This window comes from Sporosarcina sp. A2, from assembly GCF_050858885.1.
Taxonomy (GTDB): domain Bacteria; phylum Bacillota; class Bacilli; order Bacillales_A; family Planococcaceae; genus Sporosarcina.
In genome coordinates this window covers 54,108-71,184 of record NZ_CP193898.1, presented here as the reverse complement: position 1 = coordinate 71,184, position 17,077 = coordinate 54,108, and the positions used below count along the sequence as shown (strand labels likewise).

Below are 17,077 nucleotides of genomic sequence, written 5' to 3'. Positions count from 1 at the left end.
CCATCAGTTGGTAGCTTGTTTCACTAAACCATTTAGAAGCTGATCCGTTTGAAATTCGATATAGCCGTCTAATTCGTACATCTGCTTCAATTCCCATCTGCGGAATGCCCACATCTGTCCTTGGATAACGATGTGATGCGCCGCAAGTCCGATACTGCTTTCCGTGATGCGAAGCTCCCCAGCATCTGCGCATGCCCGAAGAAGAGTTTCGAACAATCCAGTCATTGCACGTTCTTTTTTCAGCACATAATCAAGCGCACTTTTCGGTAGCGATTTCGATTCTTGGTACATGACAACGAATTCATCCGACAAGTCATCCACGAGCCGGTAGTAGACGGCGATCGCACGGGCGAGCCCATCAATCGTTGCTTCTTCGTCTGCAATGCCTGAAAGACGGGTCTGCACCTCGTTGTAAATCGTGTCACAAACGAGGTACAAAACGTCTTCTTTCGTGCGAATGTATTCGTATAACGTACCGATGCTAAAGCCTGCCTCTTTAGCGATTTCTCGCGTCGTTGAGCGGTGGAATCCTTTTTGCTTGAACAACCGGACTGCACCTTCAATGATCTGTTCACGCCGTTTTTCGATTAACTCGCCATCTTTTACAGACGACTTTACTTGGTGTTTCAGTTCCATCATCTGACCCCCTTTTTACTTCGTCAGCATACGGGAGATGACGAGTCGCTGTACTTCTTGCGTACCTTCATAGATTTGTGTGATTTTTGCATCGCGCATGAAGCGCTCAACTGGATAGTCTTTCGTATAGCCGTATCCGCCATAGACTTGAACAGCTTCTGTTGTGACTTTCATTGCCGTGTCACCCGCCATTAGTTTTGCCATTGCGGATGCTTTACCATATGGAAGGTTGTTAGACTCGAGCCATGCAGCTTGGTATGTAAGAAGACGAGACGCTTCTGTAGCCGTTGCCATATCAGCGAGTTTAAATCCGATTCCTTGGTTTGCGGCAATTGGCTTACCGAATTGCACGCGCTCTTTTGCGTAATCTACCGCAGCATCTACTGCGCCTTGAGCGATTCCGACTGCTTGAGCAGCGATTCCGTTACGACCACCGTCGAGTGTTTTCATAGCGATGATGAACCCTTGACCTTCTTCACCGAGCATGTTCTCTTTTGGCACGCGGCAGTTGTCGAAGATAATTTCAGTCGTTGGAGATGAACGAATGCCGAGCTTTCTCTCTTTTTTCCCAACAGAGAAGCCTGGATAGTCTGCTTCTACTATGAATGCAGTCGTTCCTTTGTGCTTCGAGTCTGCATCCGTTACTGCGAAGACGATGTAGATGTCTGCGATTCCACCGTTTGTGATGAAGATCTTCGAGCCGTTTAGGATGTAGTCGTCACCATCAAGTTTAGCGGTTGTTTTCATGCCGCCAGCATCGGATCCTGATCCTGCTTCAGTCAGACCGTATGCACCGATTTTAGAGCCTTCTGCCATTGGACGGAGATACTTTTGCTTTTGCTCTTCCGTACCGTATTTGAACACAGGCCATCCTGCGAGTGATGTGTGCGCAGAAAGCGTAACGCCTGTTGACGCACAGACGCGTGATAGTTCTTCGACTGCGATAACGTATGCGAGATAGTCGCTGCCGATGCCGCCGTATTCTTCAGGCCAAGGAATTCCAGTGAGTCCGAGTTCCGCCATTTTCTTGAATAGGCCCATATCGAAGCGTTCTTCTTCGTCGCGTTCAGCAGCTGTTGGCGCTACTTCTTTTTCTGCAAAGTCGCGGACCATTTTACGGATCATTTCGTGTTCTTCAGAGAGTTCAAAATTCATGTAAGTTCCTCTTTTCTGTTGGATAGTTTAATGTGTGTGATTTTGCTTGCGCTTGAGCATATTCACTCCACACTTGATCACAATACTTAGTTGGTTTTATTCCCAAAACAGTCTATTAGTTACTTCGTCAGATGTTTCGAGATGACCATGCGTTGAATTTCGCTTGTGCCTTCGTAGATTTGAGTAACTTTCGCGTCGCGGAAGAATCGCTCTACGGGATAGTCTTTTGTATAGCCGTAGCCACCGAAAACTTGGACGGCTTCGATCGCGTTGTCCATTGCAGTTTGTGATGCGAATAGTTTTGCCATCGATGCTTCCTTAGCGCAAGATTTGCCTTCAGCACGCAATTGAGCTGCTCGGTAGACAAGAAGACGCGACGCTTCTGCAGCGGTTGCCATATCTGCCAGTTTGAATCCGATGCCTTGGTTTGCAGCGATTGGCTTCCCAAATTGAACGCGCTCTTTTGCATACTCTGTTGCGGCTTCGACTGCTGCTTCTGCGATTCCAAGTGCTTGTGCAGCGATTCCGATACGGCCGACGTCAAGATTAGACATGGCGATCTTGAATCCTTCACCTTCAGAGCCTAGCAAGTTTTCTTCAGGAACGTGCATGTCTTCGAACGTCAGTTGAACAGTCCGCGAGCCATGCATGCCCATTTTTTCTTCGTTTTTCCCAATAATCAATCCCGGCGTGTCGCCATCTACGATGAATGCCGAGATACCGTACGTCCCTTTCGCTGGATCCGTCACCGCGAAGACGATGTAGACATCCGCCTCTCCGCCATTTGTGATGAACACTTTTGAACCGTTGAGTACGTATGCGTTATCTTTTTTCACGGCACGCGTTTTGAGAGATCCAGCATCCGATCCTGCTGAAGGTTCTGTTAGACAGAAAGCACCGAGGAGTTCTCCTGCTGCCATTCTCTTCAAGTAGCGACCTTTCTGCTCATCTGTTCCGAAATATAGAATTGGGTTTGTGCCGACAGAAGTATGAACAGAAAGGATGACACCTACTGTTGCGTGCATTTTCGATAACTCATGGATTGCGCTGATGTACGAGACAAAGTCCATGCCAGCGCCGCCGTATTCCTCTGGAACAGTAATCCCCATGAGTCCAAGTTCGCCCATCTTCTTGACGATTTCTGTAGGGAATTCATCTGCCTCGAGATTCGGAATGAACGGTTCGATTTCCGCTTTAGCAAAGTCCTTGACCAGTTTGCGCATCATCTGTTGTTCTTCGGTGAATTGAAAATCCATAAGTTAGTCCCCTTTTATGAGTACGAGTAGAAGCCCCGTCCTGATTTTTTGCCAAGCCAGCCGGCATTAACGTATTTACGAAGTAGTGGGCACGGTCGGTATTTCGAATCGCCGTAACCATCTTGAAGTGTTTCCATGATATAAAGACACGTATCGAGTCCGATGAAATCTGCGAGTTGAAGTGGTCCCATTGGGTGGTTCATCCCCAGTTTCATCACTTCGTCGATTGCTTCTTTTGTTGCGACACCTTCATAAAGTGTGAAGATTGCTTCGTTGATCATTGGCATTAGGACGCGGTTTGCGACGAATCCAGGGAAGTCATTTACTTCGACTGGTACTTTTCCGAGCTTGTTGGTCATGTCTTCGACAGCTTGGTAAACTTCGTCTGATGTAGATAAACCACGGATGATTTCAACGAGTTTCATAACAGGCACTGGATTCATGTAATGCATGCCAATAACGTGTTCCGGACGATTTGTCGCTGCTGCAATTTCCGTGATGGGAAGTGAAGATGTGTTCGTTGCGAGAATCGTATGAGCCGGTGTGATTTCGTCGAGTTGCTTGAAGATGGACTTTTTGATATTCATGTTTTCAACTGCTGCCTCGATAACTATGTCCATGGTTTTAGCGTCGTTGATGTCGAGTGATTTTGTGATGCGACCGAGGACGGCTTGTTTTTCATTTTCTGTCATACGTTGTTTTTCAACGTTGCGGGCCAAGTTCTTTTCAATGACTGCGATGCCTTTTGCATACGATTCCTCTTTGACATCGTTCAGCGTTACGTTGAATCCTGCTTGTGCGCATACTTGTGCGATTCCGCCGCCCATTTGTCCCGCGCCGATTACCATTACGTGTTGAATGTTCATAACTATTCATCCTTTCGGGGTCGTGTTAGTTGTAGAAGTACACTTTTAGATTACGCTCATAAACTTTCCGCGCGGCAAGTACTCTTATCCAATCAAAACCAAGATTAATTGGTGTGCTCCGCTTCGCGAAGCAATTTCTTACCCAGTGAAGAGGGATATGATCATAAATCACGGATTCCGCTCATAAACGCTTGGATGTGATCATAAATTCACGATTCCGCTCATAAAACTCGGAAAGTGATCATAAACTCATAATTCCGCTCATAACTCGCGAATTGTGATCATAAACTATGCGATATCGCTCATAACTCTCCACGCTCCAGGTTTGCTAGTTATTGTTTAGGAACTTCGATCATAATCGCGTCGCCTTGGCCTCCGCCTGAACAAATTGCTGCAATGCCGATTCCGCCGCCACGGCGTTTCAATTCATATGCTAGTGTCAGAATGATACGTGCTCCGCTTGCGCCGATTGGGTGGCCGAGTGCTACTGCACCGCCGTTGACGTTCACTTTTTCAGGGTCGAGTTTTGCGATATCAGAACTCGCGAGTGCGACGACTGCGAACGCTTCATTTATTTCAAATAGGTCGATGTCTTCAATGGACTTTCCTGTTTTCTCAAGGATTTCATTGATGACAAGTCCTGGAGTTTGCGGGAAATTTTCTGGCTCGATTGCGACTTCAGCGTGACCTATCACCGTTGCGAGGACGTTTTTACCTTCGCGAGCTGCGCGCTCGTCACTCATAAGAACGAGTGCACATGCACCGTCACTGACGCCAGGTGCGTTTCCTGCAGTAACAGAGCCGTCTTTCCCAAATGCTGGACGTAGTTTTGCAAGTACTTCCAGTGATGTATCTTTACGTGGTGCTTCGTCGGTATCCACAACGATTGGATCTCCCTTACGCTGAGGAATCTCTACGGGTGTGATTTCCTCTGCAAAGATGCCATTTTCCATTGCAGTCACTGCAAGTTGATGGCTTCGAAGTGCCCACTCATCTTGACGTTCGCGTGTGACGTTGAATGCTTCTGCTGTTGAGTTTCCAAACGTGCCCATATGGACATTCCCTGGTGAAAATGAATCTGATAGTCCGTCGTAGATCATGCCATCAACAAGGGTTGCGTCACCCATGCGTAATCCGAAACGACCTTTTGGCAAGTAGTACGGTGCGTTTGACATCGATTCCATGCCGCCTGCAACGATGACTTCTTCGTCTCCAAGTCGGATGAGCTGGTCGCCAAGTGTCACACTGCGCATACCCGATGCACATACTTTGTTAATCGTTTCTGTTTTCACTTTCCACGGGATGCCGGCTTTTGTCGCTGCCTGTCTCGATGGAATCTGTCCTTGACCCGCTTGTAACACGGTTCCGAAGATCACTTCGTCTACGTCTGTTGCTTCTACCTGCGAGCGTTCGAGAGCGGACTTGATTGCTGCTGCGCCTAAGTCACTTGCAGTAAGGGTTTGTAGGGCTCCACCCATTTTCCCAAAAGCCGTTCGTGCACCGTCAATCAATACTGTTTTAACCATTTGTCATCATCCTCCAGTTTTTTGATAGCGTTTACATTTTGGATTGCAAGGAGCGACTGAACGCTCGCTCGGTAAGATTTCATTAGAAAGGGGAAGCACTGGTGCTCCCCCTTGGTTTAACTTGTCTTATAATTCCGTTCTGTTCGACTGTCTTAATTGTAGGACAAGTCTGTCAGTCTTGCAAACTTTTTTTACTGTAGCACGGGTTCAAGTTCAGTTTCAGATCCGTCTGCAATTCCTTCACCAAAAACAGAACGCTCGAGAAGCTCAGCAATGTCATACGTACCGACCGTTTCTTCGACTTCTATTGCTTTCGTTCCGTCAGACAACATTGTTAAACAATATGGGCATCCGGATGAAATAATTCCTGGTGTTACTTCCATCGCTTGCTCTGTTCGAGCGACGTTGATGCGGTGACCTGCGTCTTCTTCCATCCACATGAGACCTCCACCGGCGCCACAGCACATGCCGTCTTCGCGGTTTCGTTTCATTTCGACCAAGTTAACACCTGGAATAGATCTCAAAATTTCACGTGGTGCATCGTAAACGTCGTTATAACGACCGAGGTAACACGAGTCATGGAACGTAATCGTTTCTTCAATGGCGTGTTGCGGTTTCAAGCGTCCTTTTTGGACAAGTTCATGCAACAGCTCGGTATGGTGATACACTTCAGCGGTGAAACCGAAGTCTGGATATTCATTTTTGAAAATATTGAATGCGTGCGGATCGATGGTGACGATCTTTTTCACTTCCGCTTTTTCGAATTCAGCGATGTTTGCAGTCGCAAGTTCTTGGAATAAGAATTCGTTACCGAGACGACGTGGTGTGTCACCGGAGTTCTTTTCTTTATTTCCTAGAATAGCGAATGAAACGCCTGCTTCATTCAACAAGTGAGCGAATGACAACGCGATCTTCTGTGAACGGTTATCGAATGCACCCATTGAGCCGACCCACAGCAAGTATTCGAAAGACTCGTCAGCTTTTTTAAGTTCTTTTACTGTTGGAATCTTAAGATCCGGACGTGCGTCACGCCAGTTCTCTTTCTCTTTACGGTTCAGTCCCCACGGATTTCCTTGGCGTTCGATGTTTGTCATCGCGCGCTGTGCATCCGGGTCCATTTTACCTTCCGTCATTACAAGATAACGACGAAGATCGATGATTTTATCAACATGCTCGTTCATAACTGGACATTGGTCTTCACAGTTGCGGCAAGTCGTACAAGCCCAAATTTCTTCTTCAGTAATGATGTCGCCAATCAATGATGGATTGTAAATATCATCCATTGTTGCGCCTTCAAGCCCAGCCGCAAGTGCGATCTGGTTCCCTTTTGTGTTGCCGAACATGAACGAAGGTACCCAAGGTTTCTGTTTCGTTGTCAACGCACCTGTGTTCGTCAAGTTATCGCGTAGTTTAGTAATCAAGTCCATCGGTGACAGCATTTTACCTGTACCCGTGGCTGGACACATATTCGTACAGCGACCACATTCCACACACGCATATAAGTCGATCATTTGTAGTTGTGTGAAGTCTGTAATTTTGCCGACGCCTAGTGTTGGCATTTCGTCTTCGTCTTCGATATCTTCCATTGCTGCAAAATCGATTGGCGCAAGTTTCCCGCGACGGTCAAAACGCATCATGTACGTATTGACCGGCCCTGCGATCAAGTGCGCGTGTTTCGATTGTGGCACATACACAAGGAATGTGAGCAAAGTCAGCAAGTGAACCCACCATGCAACGAAGAAAATCGCTGCTGCAGCTGTAGGTGATAGGAAACTGAAAACGGTTGCAATTCCCGATGCCATAGGCTCCGTCCACGTTGTCGCGTGGCCATGCCAAATCATGTTCATACCATTTGCAACTAGTGTAGAAATCATGAGGGTTCCGATGAAAATTAGAACAAGTCCTGATTTCCATCCACGCTTCAAACGAACGAGTTTCTCCATGTAACGGCGATAGAATGCCCAAACAACCGCAACGAGAATAACAGCTACTACAATCTCCTGGAAGAATGTGAAGAATGGATAGACCGGTCCGAACGGTAAGTGCGAGTCCGGTTTCAATCCTTTCCAAACCAAGTCAATTGCACCGAATTGAACGAGTAGGAATCCATAGAAAAACATAACGTGAATGGTACCACTCTTTTTATCTTTCAATAATTTCTTTTGTCCAAATACGTTCACCCATACTTCTTTCAGGCGTTTTTGTACGTTGTTATCAAAGTCTTCTTTTTGTCCAAGTCGAATGAATTGGGTGCGTGTTTTGATTAAATATGTAAACAACGCTAGCCCGTAAGCAACAATCGCGAGGAATAAAACCCAATTGGCGATTAATAAAGGCGTCATAATGTTCTCCCCTTTTTTTGTATGTAATGAATGTTCTTACTAGTCTAGATGAATTGATGCATTTTGTCGATGCATTATTAACTAGTTTAAGATATGAATGAGCATTCAGTCAATTAAAATTTTGAAATGCCGGTGAATTCTGACGAAAAACCTGGTGTGGGCTAACTTTATAGATAGTTACTTCTTTTTTGATGAATTCTTTCGCGAAGGAGTGGTGACTCGTATAATTTAGACGTGTTTTATGATTTGGTAAGAATTATTGGTTAAGGGCATATATAGTGCGAGGGTACTGGACTGTTTATGAGCGTATTTCTGAGTTTATGATCACATTTCGTAATTTATGAGCGATCTCCTAGTTTTGAATGCTAGCGAATGGCGCCCGCGCTTCGAATGCACTGTACCAAACAAGCGAAGCGCTACCAATCAAGCTTTTAAACTGAGAGAGCTCAATGTTTCAATCTAACGGGTGCAGCAATGTTCCGAAATGATGTTTTGCCTCTGCGAGTCGATTCGGAGCGATTTGCAATAAGACAACCGTCGCGGGGCCCGCGGAACTATGGATGTCTAACAGACTATTCGCCTCGCGAGTCGGATCTCCAATAGCCGCTCGCCATTCCGCTAAAATCCCGCTAGAGCCGACTGGCCAGATTCGCTGAAAAAGTCCCCCAAGACGTGCGACATTAAGGACGGCGAGCGACGCGATTTCGGTTTCTCGCATGAGCACATCGCCACCAACAAGCGGAGTTCCATATGTATACCAATTTCCATTTGAAACTTCTAGACTCGTCGCTTGCTTGCCAATCAACGTTACGGCGACTGCGGATTGGCGCAACGTCATATTCGTTTCGCTACTTCCACTGATCCTCGGTGTGTCTGTCCCGATTTCATTGAACACATCACGAATCCCTTCGCAATAGCGGTCCCAACTCGCGTCACCGCTAAAGTTATGAAGTAACACCGCTTCCGGTTCCGCACCCGCCACCCACTGTTCAAGCAGCGCGACACGGGTTGCAAAACGGGCAGTGATGCGGTCAGGAACGGACACAAGATCGTCCGTCTTCTCCCCGATGCCGCCCGAATTATCCGTTGTGACAATCCAGTCGCCAAGCTGGATTGCGTTGCGGGTTGTCGTCATTCGCTTTTGTTGTCTTTCTTGTCCTTTACTTCTGTACGGAACACTTTTGCGCTGCGGACGTATTCGTTATCCGAAACGTTCCCTCGTTTGTTGACGATACGCGCTGCAACGAATAAGTAGTCTGAGAGACGATTCAAATAACGTTGAACCGTTGCTGGAACGTCTTCTTCGTTCTTCAAAAGTGTCACAGTGATTCGCTCTGCGCGACGCGTTACGGTTCTACAAATATGAAGGGATGCCGCTGCATGCGTTCCACCCGGTAAAATGAACTTTTCAAGTGGCGGTGCCTCTTCCATCAGTTCATCGATGCGAGTCTCAAGTACTTCAACTGGTTCATCAGATAGTTTGTAGTGGCGCTCTTTCATAACGTTTGCAAGGTCTCCGCCTCCATCGAACAGTTCGTTTTGAACAGCTTCAAGGTCATCAAAAATATCACGACAAGTTTCTAAATCTAGCTCAGCCATAGCTTTTCCAATGAATGAATTCAGTTCATCGATCGTTCCGTATGCCTCAACACGCAAATCATCTTTGTCCACGCGTCCTCCAATTAAACTCGTTTGCCCTTTGTCTCCCGTTTTCGTATAGATTTTCATGTAATCTCTCCCTTTCACATCAATTTTTGTGGAATGCCGAACCAAATTCGTGTAACTTCAGTCGCTTCTTTCAATAAATGCTGATTGAGTCGTCCGCATGCATCGCGGTGTGCTCGGTCGAAAGCGTTCATTGGTACGATCCCTCTACCAATATCCGTCAAAATGACAGTGACATCTTTTCCGGAAACCGCATGCAGAAAATCCTTGACCGCCTGCTCTTCATCGTCAACTCGCGCGGTCATCCACTGTTCTACGTTACAAACAACAGCGGGTTGATCGACAGGTAGTTGTGAAACTTCCATAAGATTGAGAGGGTGTTCATCCCCCAACCACCGAGTGCCAGGTGAGACTATTTCTCGAACGAATTTTCGTTTACCATTAGCTGCTCCTCCGATAACGATGTGCATCGCTGTCCCTCCTTCCACTGTTGTTCTAAGTCCCAGCGGAAGCGATATACTGCACCGTGCGGGACGTTCCAAGACCAGAAATCTCGTGGTTCCGGTGCAAATTGTGCAAGTAACAACCGGAGGGGTCCTCCGTGTGTAACGAGTCGTGCACCCGTAGGTAACTTCCGGAACGCTTCCAATACGCGTGTTTCAACTTGGAGCAATGATTCGCCTCCAGGTGGACTCATCTTCGTTGAATCATCGATCCAGCCTCGGTACTGTTCGTTATTTTCAAGTTGTGCATACGTTTTTCCTTCAAATTCCCCAAAATTACATTCCCGGAATCGGGCATCCGCTTGATAGGTTGCATTTGGATAGAGCAACGCTGCAGTTTGTTGGGTCCTTAAGAGATCACTTCCGTACACAGTGAAAGGCTGATACTCCAACGGTTTGATAGCGATAGGAACAATTGGTTCATCTGTCCATCCGATGTATTGCCGTTTCCCATTTCCTACTGTCGGCAAATGCCGAATTACAACGAACTCAATACCGTGAGCCATAGCACGACCTCCATTCCTTCGATGAATGCACCACTCAAATCACCCGTGACGCCACCAAAATTACGGAGTGTCCAGGATGGATAGAGCGCGAGCGAAAGACCAATTATGCCGATAATGGCAATCGGAAGTAGAATCGTATTCAAAACAATACCGACTGCTATCACAACTGCAACCATGCACACAATCGTCCAGCCTATAAGCGGTCCACGGTTCAGTTTCTGAAGGAAGAAGTAGGCCATGCCGCTTTCTTTCGCAGGTTTCATCGTACTAAAATAGAGCACCATCGTACCACGTGCCAAAAACGGTACCGCCATTAGCACATAAAGATTAGCACCATGCACGACGATAAATTCATGAAGCAACGCAAGTTTTAATAAAATGAACACGATCAGCCCAAGTGTTCCAAATGCGCCGATACGCGGATCCGCAAGAATTTCATGGCGTCGTTTCTGATCACGATACGAAAAATATGCGTCGCTCGTGTCTGCAACACCATCCAAATGCAAGCCGCCAGTAAGCGCGATTCCGATAATTAATGTTAAAACCGCCGTGAGCAGCGTACCGAATCCGAGTGCTTCGCTCAATAGAATACTCGTGGTCATAGCGAGGCCGATCAATGCGCCGACAAACGGTAACGCACCATACATCGAAGTGATGTGACGTCGTTCCATAGGCAATTCTTTTCGAACTGGAATGCTCGTGAAAAATTGTAAGGCTAAGAGAATTCCGTTCATCGACTCGCCTCTTCCATGTCACAAATCCGTTTCAATAATCCCCAGTACATATGAGTATGCACGTGCTCCGCCCATGCATCATAAAGGTCAATCCCGCTCGGTGCCTGCGTTTGCAGTCGGTCAGCGTCTTCTTCAGCAATCCCATGATCTTCTTTATAAGGCAGCACACCTAAAACCGGAATGTCTGTATAGGATTCGATAAATTCAACCCCTTCTTCAAATCCAGCGAGATCACCTTTGAATTTATTAATAATAATCCCTTTCACACGACTTCGCTCAGACGGCTGAAGCAATTCAAACGTGCCGACGATAGATGCAAAAACGCCGCCACGATCGATGTCCGCTACGAGCACAACAGGAACGTCTGCAAGTTCTGCGACGCGCATGTTGACGATGTCGCGGTCACGGAGATTCATTTCTACTGGACTGCCTGCCCCTTCAATGACGACGAATTCGAATGACTTTTCGAGCGAATGGAGTGACAATTCAATCGCTTCGATTGCCAGCTCATAATACGCGTCTCGATACGCCATACCACTCACCAACTCAAGTGGTGTTCCGCAAAACGTGCCTGTTAGCGTACCATCTTCACCAGGCTGTAATATGATTGGGTTCATATCAGTCGTCGGTTCTACCCGAGCCGCTTGTGCTTGGATGAATTGCGCGCGGCTGATCGGCGTGCCATCTACGGCATGCTCACAATAGGGGGATAAATTCTGGGATTTGAATGGCGCAACACGGATTCCCTCATTCGCGAATAACCGGCAGAGTGCTGTGCAGACAAGGCTTTTTCCAACGTCCGAGGCTGTTCCCATGACCATAATTCCTTTCATCCGATTACGCCTCCTTTTTTATGAACAATTGGTAACCCACTATCCATTTCAATTGCAGTATCCGCTTTTGCAACAATGGCTTGGTGCAACGTTCCTAGCGTATGCGTGTACGTTCGCGTGATGGCTTCCGTTTTCAAAGGTTCATCGAACACTTCGTTTGAAACGATTACAAACTGGTTCGTCCGATTCCGTATGGCTTCTATTGTTTCTAGTAATGTACTGACCTTTTCATTGATGCAATCGGGGTTTACGATACATGGCGTTCCCAATTCCCATCCTTCAAAGGCTACGTTTCCGAGCCACGTTGTCACGCAATCCCAAAGAACATGGTCTCCCGGTTGCAATTCAGAAACTACACGTTCTAGATGAGTCGGCTCTTCAAGTGTTGTCCAGCCGTCATCGGCTCGATCCAATCGATGGCGTTCGATGCGCTCAGCCATTTCTTCGTCGCTAGCAGTGCCGGACGCGATGTAGACGAGTCGCCCGCAAGTCAATACTGCTTCGGTTCGGACAAGCTGTTCCGCGTAGGCACTTTTGCCACTGCGGACGCCCCCGCTTATGAACGTCAAGGTTCCTTTGGTTTCATACAATAAAGGGGCTAAAGCGTTTCGTAGAATCTCCATATCGGGCGCAGATTTCATGCCGACTCGTAGCCACTGTCCATCCAGTCCTTTGAAGTTCTCGGTATGACGGACGACGATTCCTTGCATCAACAACTTAGTGAAAACGTCTTGTGCTGTATTACAGCCAGGTGGTTTGAATAAGATGAAGTTTGCTCTAGAGTCAATGACTTTGCAGTCGTGGGCGGTTAAAAAAGTTGTCATCTTTTGACGTTCTTCCATCGCTTGCTGAATTGCGCAATCACGGTAGTCCGATTGGTGAAGACAAACCGTTCCGAGTTGAGCTGCAATCGCATTGATGTTCCAATGCGGGGCACTTCGTTTTAACCCATCAATTCGCTCGGGATGCGCGACTGCATATCCAAGTCGAATGCCTGGAATGGCATACAATTTCGTCATCGAACGGACGACAATGACGTTCGGATAGTTCATGACTTCTGGAATGAAGGATAGCTCTTCGTCAATCCAATCGATAAACGCTTCGTCCAAAACGATGTCACAGGAAACACCCGCTGCAAATTGAATGAGTGTGAGTAATTCCGTTTTACTTGGTAAAACGCCTGTCGGATTGTTCGGTGTGCATATGTATAAGACGTCTGCGTTCTTCATAGCCATTTTCAGTTCGTCTATTGGTAGCGTGAACCCATTTTCTGCACGTGCTTGAACGTGCGTAATTTCAGAGCCCGCTGCTGTTAACGTCGCTTCATATTCAGAAAATGTTGGGTGAATGAGGATTGCTCGCTTTCCTTGATACTGTTTCGAAATGAGCGACAACAGTTCTGCCGCCCCGTTTCCTATTATGAGTTGAGCGGCGTCCACGTTGTGAAATCCAGCAACCGCAGAGCGGAACGGTTCGCCTTCCGGATCAGGGTATCGGGCAATCGAGTGAACGAGGTCGTTCCAAACTTTGTGAACCGCTTCTGGCGGACCTGAAGGATTGCAATTCTCGCTGAAATCGAGGACTGCGGATGGTGGCTCGAGGTTCAATGATTCATAGAGTTTGTGCGGATTTGCACCGTGATTAGGCAGTGGCATAGACAATCCCTCCAATAATGATGCCGAGCGCTAAGAAGCCCGATGATGCGCGCTTTAGTTGAACCAGTGTTTGGTCAATATGGATCGCACTCAATTTTTGACAATTAGGACCGAATTCCGATCGATGTGAGATGACTCCCCTATATGTATTCGTACCGCCAAGTTGAACGCCAAGTTGCCACGCGGTGGCGGCTTCCAGATAGCCACTGTTCGGACTTGGATGTTTTATTGCGTCCTGCTGCCAGCCTTCGAATCTCTTGTCTATTGTTAGGCCACCTTCATTCGGCGATAGGATGAGCATGAGAAAACCTGTAATTCTTGCTGGGATGAAGTTCAGGACATCATCAGCCCGTGCGGATGCCGTTCCGAATTCGCGATATCGGTCGTCTTTATAGCCTACCATCGAGTCCAATGTATTGACCGCCTTGTACAGCCACAATCCTGGTGCACCGAGAATGAATGCGAAGAATAAAGGGGCTGTGACGCCATCTGATATGTTTTCGGATACGGTTTCTACAACGCCACGCGTGATTTGGGATTCACCCAAATCATCGGTGTCTCTTCCGACAATCCATGACAACTTCTTGCGCGCTTCCATCATGTCACCTGCTGCAAGTGGTTTTGCAACATCAAGCGCTGCGGTGCGCAGGCTCTTTTGGGCAAGCCCAATCGCGATTAACACACTTTCAACTGCAATCCCGGCCACCAGATGCCACCAGTAGGCTGCGGTTGTGAGAAATGCAACGATTACGAAGCTAGGTAAAACCACAAGTATGAGCAAGACAGCACCTTTTGCAGTGCGGTTTCTACCTTTGTTTAACAAGTTTGTTAGCTTTGTAATAGACGTTCCAATCCAGCGGACGGGATGCGGCCAGTTCGGCGGATCACCAATGAACCGGTCCAAATAAAATCCGATTGTGACAGCGATTAGATGCGCCACGATCAGCTTTTCCATCCTTTAGCCTCCTTATAGGTACGGATCGCTTTCACCGTACATTCATAGACGCCTGCACCGATCAGTTTTCCGAGTGGCGTAATTGGACCTGCATACGGAATGTCCGGACCGATTTGTGTTGCAGCAACGAGCAGACTGTCCGTCGATGTACCAGTTGCTTGCGTTCCAGTCAGCGGATCGAGAACGTTTTCCGTCTGGAGCGCGCGCGTTTTCGCTTCTGTTGCGGTGATCATCGATTGAATGAATGCTTCTTCAGAGAGACGACCGTTGACGATGAGCCACGTGTTAATAGTGCCGATATACGCTTCTCGCTCGCGTGCTTTTGAGACGTCGACTGCATTTCCGACACCTGCCGTAACGGAAATAACGATTGAAACGTCTTCGTCTACGAATCGTTTAATTTCAACGTGTTCGGTATGGACAGCGGTCATCATTCCGACGGTATCTGTCAGATGGTGACCCCGGTTTTCTAGATAGTCTTCCATTTCCTTTTTCACGTCGTCGCAATCATAATCCGCTCCGACACGTCGGTTGACGAATGTCGTGTACCATCCCATCCCAGGATTATGGACTGCGGATGAAACCGTCTTGAGCGAGCTCTCCGTCTTCAATAGGACGCTGTCTGAAGTGACTGTAAACTGGGTTTCATCCACTTGAAACGGTTCTGATTGCTGCATTTTCACTGATGGCAACAGCGTCATTTGTGGTTTCGGCAACTCAGGATGCGCTTGCGTTTTGACGTCAGCATTGTAGACGGATCGAATGATCGATTCCTGAACGACGTCTTGCGGCAAGCCTATTTTTGCGATTTCACCCTGTTCCATAAGTAGTAATCGGTCACAGTAAAGCGCGGCTAAGTTAACGTCGTGAAATACCGAGACGACGGTTTTGCCTTCGTCGACCGCGAGACTTCGGACGGTGTCGAGTAATTGTTGCTGGTAGGCGATGTCGAGATGGTTCGTGGGTTCATCCAACAAAAGAAGTGGTGCTTGTTGGGCAAGAGCTTGTGCGACGAATACTCGCTGCTGTTCCCCACCTGACAACGATTCGATTAGCGTATTGGCATAGTGCGTAACCCCTGTGCGTTCCATCGCGTGGTTGACTGCGGCTTCGTCTTCAGCTGTCCACGACGAAAAAAGGCCTGTTTGGTACGGGTAGCGCCCCAGTTCGACGGTCGCGCGAACGGTGTGGGAAAACGCATGTGCATGGAGTTGCGGTAGAACTGCTACGTTTCGTGCAAACTCTTTTGGAGAATAACTGCTAGCATTTCTGTCGGCAATTTCAACAGTCCCTGTCTGTTTAGGTAAAATGCCTGAAATCATTTTGAGCAGTGTGGATTTCCCACTGCCGTTTGGTCCGAGGATGCCGAGCACTTCACCAGGTTGAACATCGAACGATACATCGTTAACAACGAGGCCTTTTCCATAGCCTCCTGAGAGTCCTTGTACACGTAACATTACGCAGCCCCTCCTTTTCTTTGGCGATAAAAGATGAATGCAAACACGGGTGCGCCGATGAATGCAGTGATGACGCCGACCGGTAACTCTGTCGGCGAGATGATTGTGCGAGCGATGAGATCACAAATTATAAGTAACGTCGCGCCATTCATGAATGAGAGCGTAAGAAGATGACGGTGATCGGAGCCCCAAAGTAGGCGTGTCATATGAGGGACAACGAGCCCAACGAAACCGATTGTTCCGGAAACGGATACGGCTGCACCGGTCAGAATCGAACCCCCGATTAGAATGACGAGTTTCCGTCGTTTGACGTCGACACCTAAGTGCTTCGCTCGGTCTTCTCCGAATAGCATGGCATTCAACTCTCTGCGGTTCATCCACAATAGGAACGATCCGATGATCGTGAACGGGAGAATCATATGAATGTAATTCCAGCCTTTCATCGAAACGCTTCCGAGAAGCCAGCTGATAATTTGACGCAGTTCTTCACCGGTGAGTGCAATCATGAGCGACAGCACAGAACCGAGGAAAGAGCCGAAAATGATGCCGGTTAAAATGATCGTTTCCATGTTAAGTCCACGGTCTACAAGTTTAGCGAATCCGAGAACGACGAACATTGTGATGGCGGCACCGACCATACTAAATACGGGAAGTGTGTAAAGTCCGAGTACGGGAATGCTAATACCGAAAAAGAGTGTCATCACAGCACCAACAGAGGCGCCGGATGACACTCCGAGTGTGTATGGATCAGCTAATGGATTTTTAAGCAATCCTTGGAATGCAGCACCTGCAATAGCAAGCGATGCCCCGACCAGTCCAGCGAGAATCACGCGTGGCATTCTGATCTTCCATAAAATGTTGGTTGCAGTCGTGTCTACCCCTTGCTTCCATAACGTACTAATTGGCACGTGTACAGATCCGATAGTTACACCAAGCCCAACTGCCGTAAATAGGACGGCAGCTGAAACGATGTAGGCGATCAGTGGTT

General features: G+C 47.6%; 16 protein-coding genes. All 16 read right to left on the bottom strand.

Annotation, left to right across the window (positions count from 1 at the left end):
- Positions 1-3 precede the first annotated feature (3 nt).
- The 16 genes from ACRPI0_RS00360 to ACRPI0_RS00285 all read right to left on the bottom strand — a co-directional run bounded on the left by ACRPI0_RS00360 (position 4) and on the right by ACRPI0_RS00285 (position 17,069).
- Complete coding sequence (locus tag ACRPI0_RS00360; protein ID WP_432355847.1) at positions 4-636, bottom strand: TetR/AcrR family transcriptional regulator; 633 nt, start codon at positions 634-636, stop codon at positions 4-6.
- Between the two features lie 15 nt (positions 637-651).
- Positions 652-1,791: an acyl-CoA dehydrogenase gene (locus ACRPI0_RS00355; RefSeq protein WP_432354023.1), complete on the bottom strand. Its 1,140-nt coding sequence runs from the start codon at positions 1,789-1,791 to the stop codon at positions 652-654.
- Positions 1,792-1,910: 119 nt separating this feature from the next.
- Positions 1,911-3,047, bottom strand: coding sequence for an acyl-CoA dehydrogenase (locus tag ACRPI0_RS00350; RefSeq protein ID WP_432354021.1), 1,137 nt, complete (start codon positions 3,045-3,047; stop codon positions 1,911-1,913).
- A gap of 14 nt (positions 3,048-3,061) precedes the next feature.
- Positions 3,062-3,913 carry a 3-hydroxybutyryl-CoA dehydrogenase gene (locus tag ACRPI0_RS00345; protein WP_432354018.1) on the bottom strand — a complete coding sequence of 284 codons (852 nt, stop codon included), beginning with the start codon at positions 3,911-3,913 and terminating at the stop codon, positions 3,062-3,064.
- Positions 3,914-4,245: 332 nt separating this feature from the next.
- Positions 4,246-5,439 carry an acetyl-CoA C-acetyltransferase gene (locus ACRPI0_RS00340; RefSeq protein WP_432354017.1) on the bottom strand — a complete coding sequence of 398 codons (1,194 nt, stop codon included), beginning with the start codon at positions 5,437-5,439 and terminating at the stop codon, positions 4,246-4,248.
- A gap of 191 nt (positions 5,440-5,630) precedes the next feature.
- Positions 5,631-7,781: a heterodisulfide reductase-related iron-sulfur binding cluster gene (locus ACRPI0_RS00335; RefSeq protein ID WP_432354015.1), complete on the bottom strand. Its 2,151-nt coding sequence runs from the start codon at positions 7,779-7,781 to the stop codon at positions 5,631-5,633.
- 454 nt (positions 7,782-8,235) lie between these two features.
- Positions 8,236-8,916, bottom strand: coding sequence for an alpha-ribazole-5-phosphate synthase (locus tag ACRPI0_RS00330; protein ID WP_432354014.1), 681 nt, complete (start codon positions 8,914-8,916; stop codon positions 8,236-8,238).
- A complete protein-coding gene (locus ACRPI0_RS00325; RefSeq protein WP_432354012.1) occupies positions 8,913-9,509 on the bottom strand; it encodes a cob(I)yrinic acid a,c-diamide adenosyltransferase in 597 nt (198 codons plus the stop codon). Before ACRPI0_RS00325 ends, ACRPI0_RS00330 begins: the two co-directional genes overlap by 4 nt.
- Before the next feature lie 14 nt (positions 9,510-9,523).
- Entirely contained in the window at positions 9,524-9,811 is a 288-nt protein-coding gene (locus tag ACRPI0_RS00320) for a bifunctional adenosylcobinamide kinase/adenosylcobinamide-phosphate guanylyltransferase (protein WP_432354011.1), read from the bottom strand.
- A 47-nt stretch (positions 9,812-9,858) separates the two neighbouring features.
- Positions 9,859-10,455 carry a histidine phosphatase family protein gene (locus tag ACRPI0_RS00315; RefSeq protein WP_432354008.1) on the bottom strand — a complete coding sequence of 199 codons (597 nt, stop codon included), beginning with the start codon at positions 10,453-10,455 and terminating at the stop codon, positions 9,859-9,861.
- Positions 10,428-11,189 (bottom strand): adenosylcobinamide-GDP ribazoletransferase, encoded by a 762-nt coding sequence (cobS, locus tag ACRPI0_RS00310; RefSeq protein WP_432354006.1) that lies wholly within the window; start codon positions 11,187-11,189, stop codon positions 10,428-10,430. The genes ACRPI0_RS00315 and cobS overlap by 28 nt, the downstream gene beginning before the upstream one ends.
- Positions 11,186-12,022: a cobyric acid synthase gene (locus ACRPI0_RS00305; protein ID WP_432354004.1), complete on the bottom strand. Its 837-nt coding sequence runs from the start codon at positions 12,020-12,022 to the stop codon at positions 11,186-11,188. Before ACRPI0_RS00305 ends, cobS begins: the two co-directional genes overlap by 4 nt.
- Entirely contained in the window at positions 12,019-13,677 is a 1,659-nt protein-coding gene (gene cobD / locus ACRPI0_RS00300) for a threonine-phosphate decarboxylase CobD (RefSeq protein ID WP_432354003.1), read from the bottom strand. The genes ACRPI0_RS00305 and cobD overlap by 4 nt, the downstream gene beginning before the upstream one ends.
- Positions 13,664-14,632, bottom strand: a complete 969-nt coding sequence (cbiB, locus tag ACRPI0_RS00295) for an adenosylcobinamide-phosphate synthase CbiB (RefSeq protein ID WP_432354002.1) — start codon at positions 14,630-14,632, stop codon at positions 13,664-13,666. Before cbiB ends, cobD begins: the two co-directional genes overlap by 14 nt.
- On the bottom strand, positions 14,620-16,089 hold the full coding sequence (locus tag ACRPI0_RS00290) for an adenosylcobinamide amidohydrolase (protein WP_432354001.1): 1,470 nt from the start codon (positions 16,087-16,089) through the stop codon (positions 14,620-14,622). The genes cbiB and ACRPI0_RS00290 overlap by 13 nt, the downstream gene beginning before the upstream one ends.
- Positions 16,089-17,069: a FecCD family ABC transporter permease gene (locus ACRPI0_RS00285; protein WP_432355846.1), complete on the bottom strand. Its 981-nt coding sequence runs from the start codon at positions 17,067-17,069 to the stop codon at positions 16,089-16,091. The genes ACRPI0_RS00290 and ACRPI0_RS00285 overlap by 1 nt, the downstream gene beginning before the upstream one ends.
- Positions 17,070-17,077: the final 8 nt, after the last annotated feature.

Bases quoted from the DNA above. Each gene is read 5' to 3' on its own strand.
- cbiB (WP_432354002.1), bottom strand. From the start codon at position 14,632: ATGGAAAAGCTGATCGTGGCGCATCTAATCGCTGTCACAATCGGATTT.
- ACRPI0_RS00350 (WP_432354021.1), bottom strand. From the start codon at position 3,047: ATGGATTTTCAATTCACCGAAGAACAACAGATGATGCGCAAACTGGTC.
- ACRPI0_RS00305 (WP_432354004.1), bottom strand. From the start codon at position 12,022: ATGAAAGGAATTATGGTCATGGGAACAGCCTCGGACGTTGGAAAAAGC.
- ACRPI0_RS00325 (WP_432354012.1), bottom strand. From the start codon at position 9,509: ATGAAAATCTATACGAAAACGGGAGACAAAGGGCAAACGAGTTTAATT.
- cobD (WP_432354003.1), bottom strand. From the start codon at position 13,677: ATGCCACTGCCTAATCACGGTGCAAATCCGCACAAACTCTATGAATCA.
- ACRPI0_RS00335 (WP_432354015.1), bottom strand. From the start codon at position 7,781: ATGACGCCTTTATTAATCGCCAATTGGGTTTTATTCCTCGCGATTGTT.
- ACRPI0_RS00345 (WP_432354018.1), bottom strand. From the start codon at position 3,913: ATGAACATTCAACACGTAATGGTAATCGGCGCGGGACAAATGGGCGGC.
- ACRPI0_RS00360 (WP_432355847.1), bottom strand. From the start codon at position 636: ATGGAACTGAAACACCAAGTAAAGTCGTCTGTAAAAGATGGCGAGTTA.
- ACRPI0_RS00340 (WP_432354017.1), bottom strand. From the start codon at position 5,439: ATGGTTAAAACAGTATTGATTGACGGTGCACGAACGGCTTTTGGGAAA.
- ACRPI0_RS00290 (WP_432354001.1), bottom strand. From the start codon at position 16,089: ATGTTACGTGTACAAGGACTCTCAGGAGGCTATGGAAAAGGCCTCGTT.
- ACRPI0_RS00315 (WP_432354008.1), bottom strand. From the start codon at position 10,455: ATGGCTCACGGTATTGAGTTCGTTGTAATTCGGCATTTGCCGACAGTA.
- ACRPI0_RS00355 (WP_432354023.1), bottom strand. From the start codon at position 1,791: ATGAATTTTGAACTCTCTGAAGAACACGAAATGATCCGTAAAATGGTC.
- ACRPI0_RS00320 (WP_432354011.1), bottom strand. From the start codon at position 9,811: ATGGAAGTTTCACAACTACCTGTCGATCAACCCGCTGTTGTTTGTAAC.
- cobS (WP_432354006.1), bottom strand. From the start codon at position 11,189: ATGAACGGAATTCTCTTAGCCTTACAATTTTTCACGAGCATTCCAGTT.
- ACRPI0_RS00330 (WP_432354014.1), bottom strand. From the start codon at position 8,916: ATGACGACAACCCGCAACGCAATCCAGCTTGGCGACTGGATTGTCACA.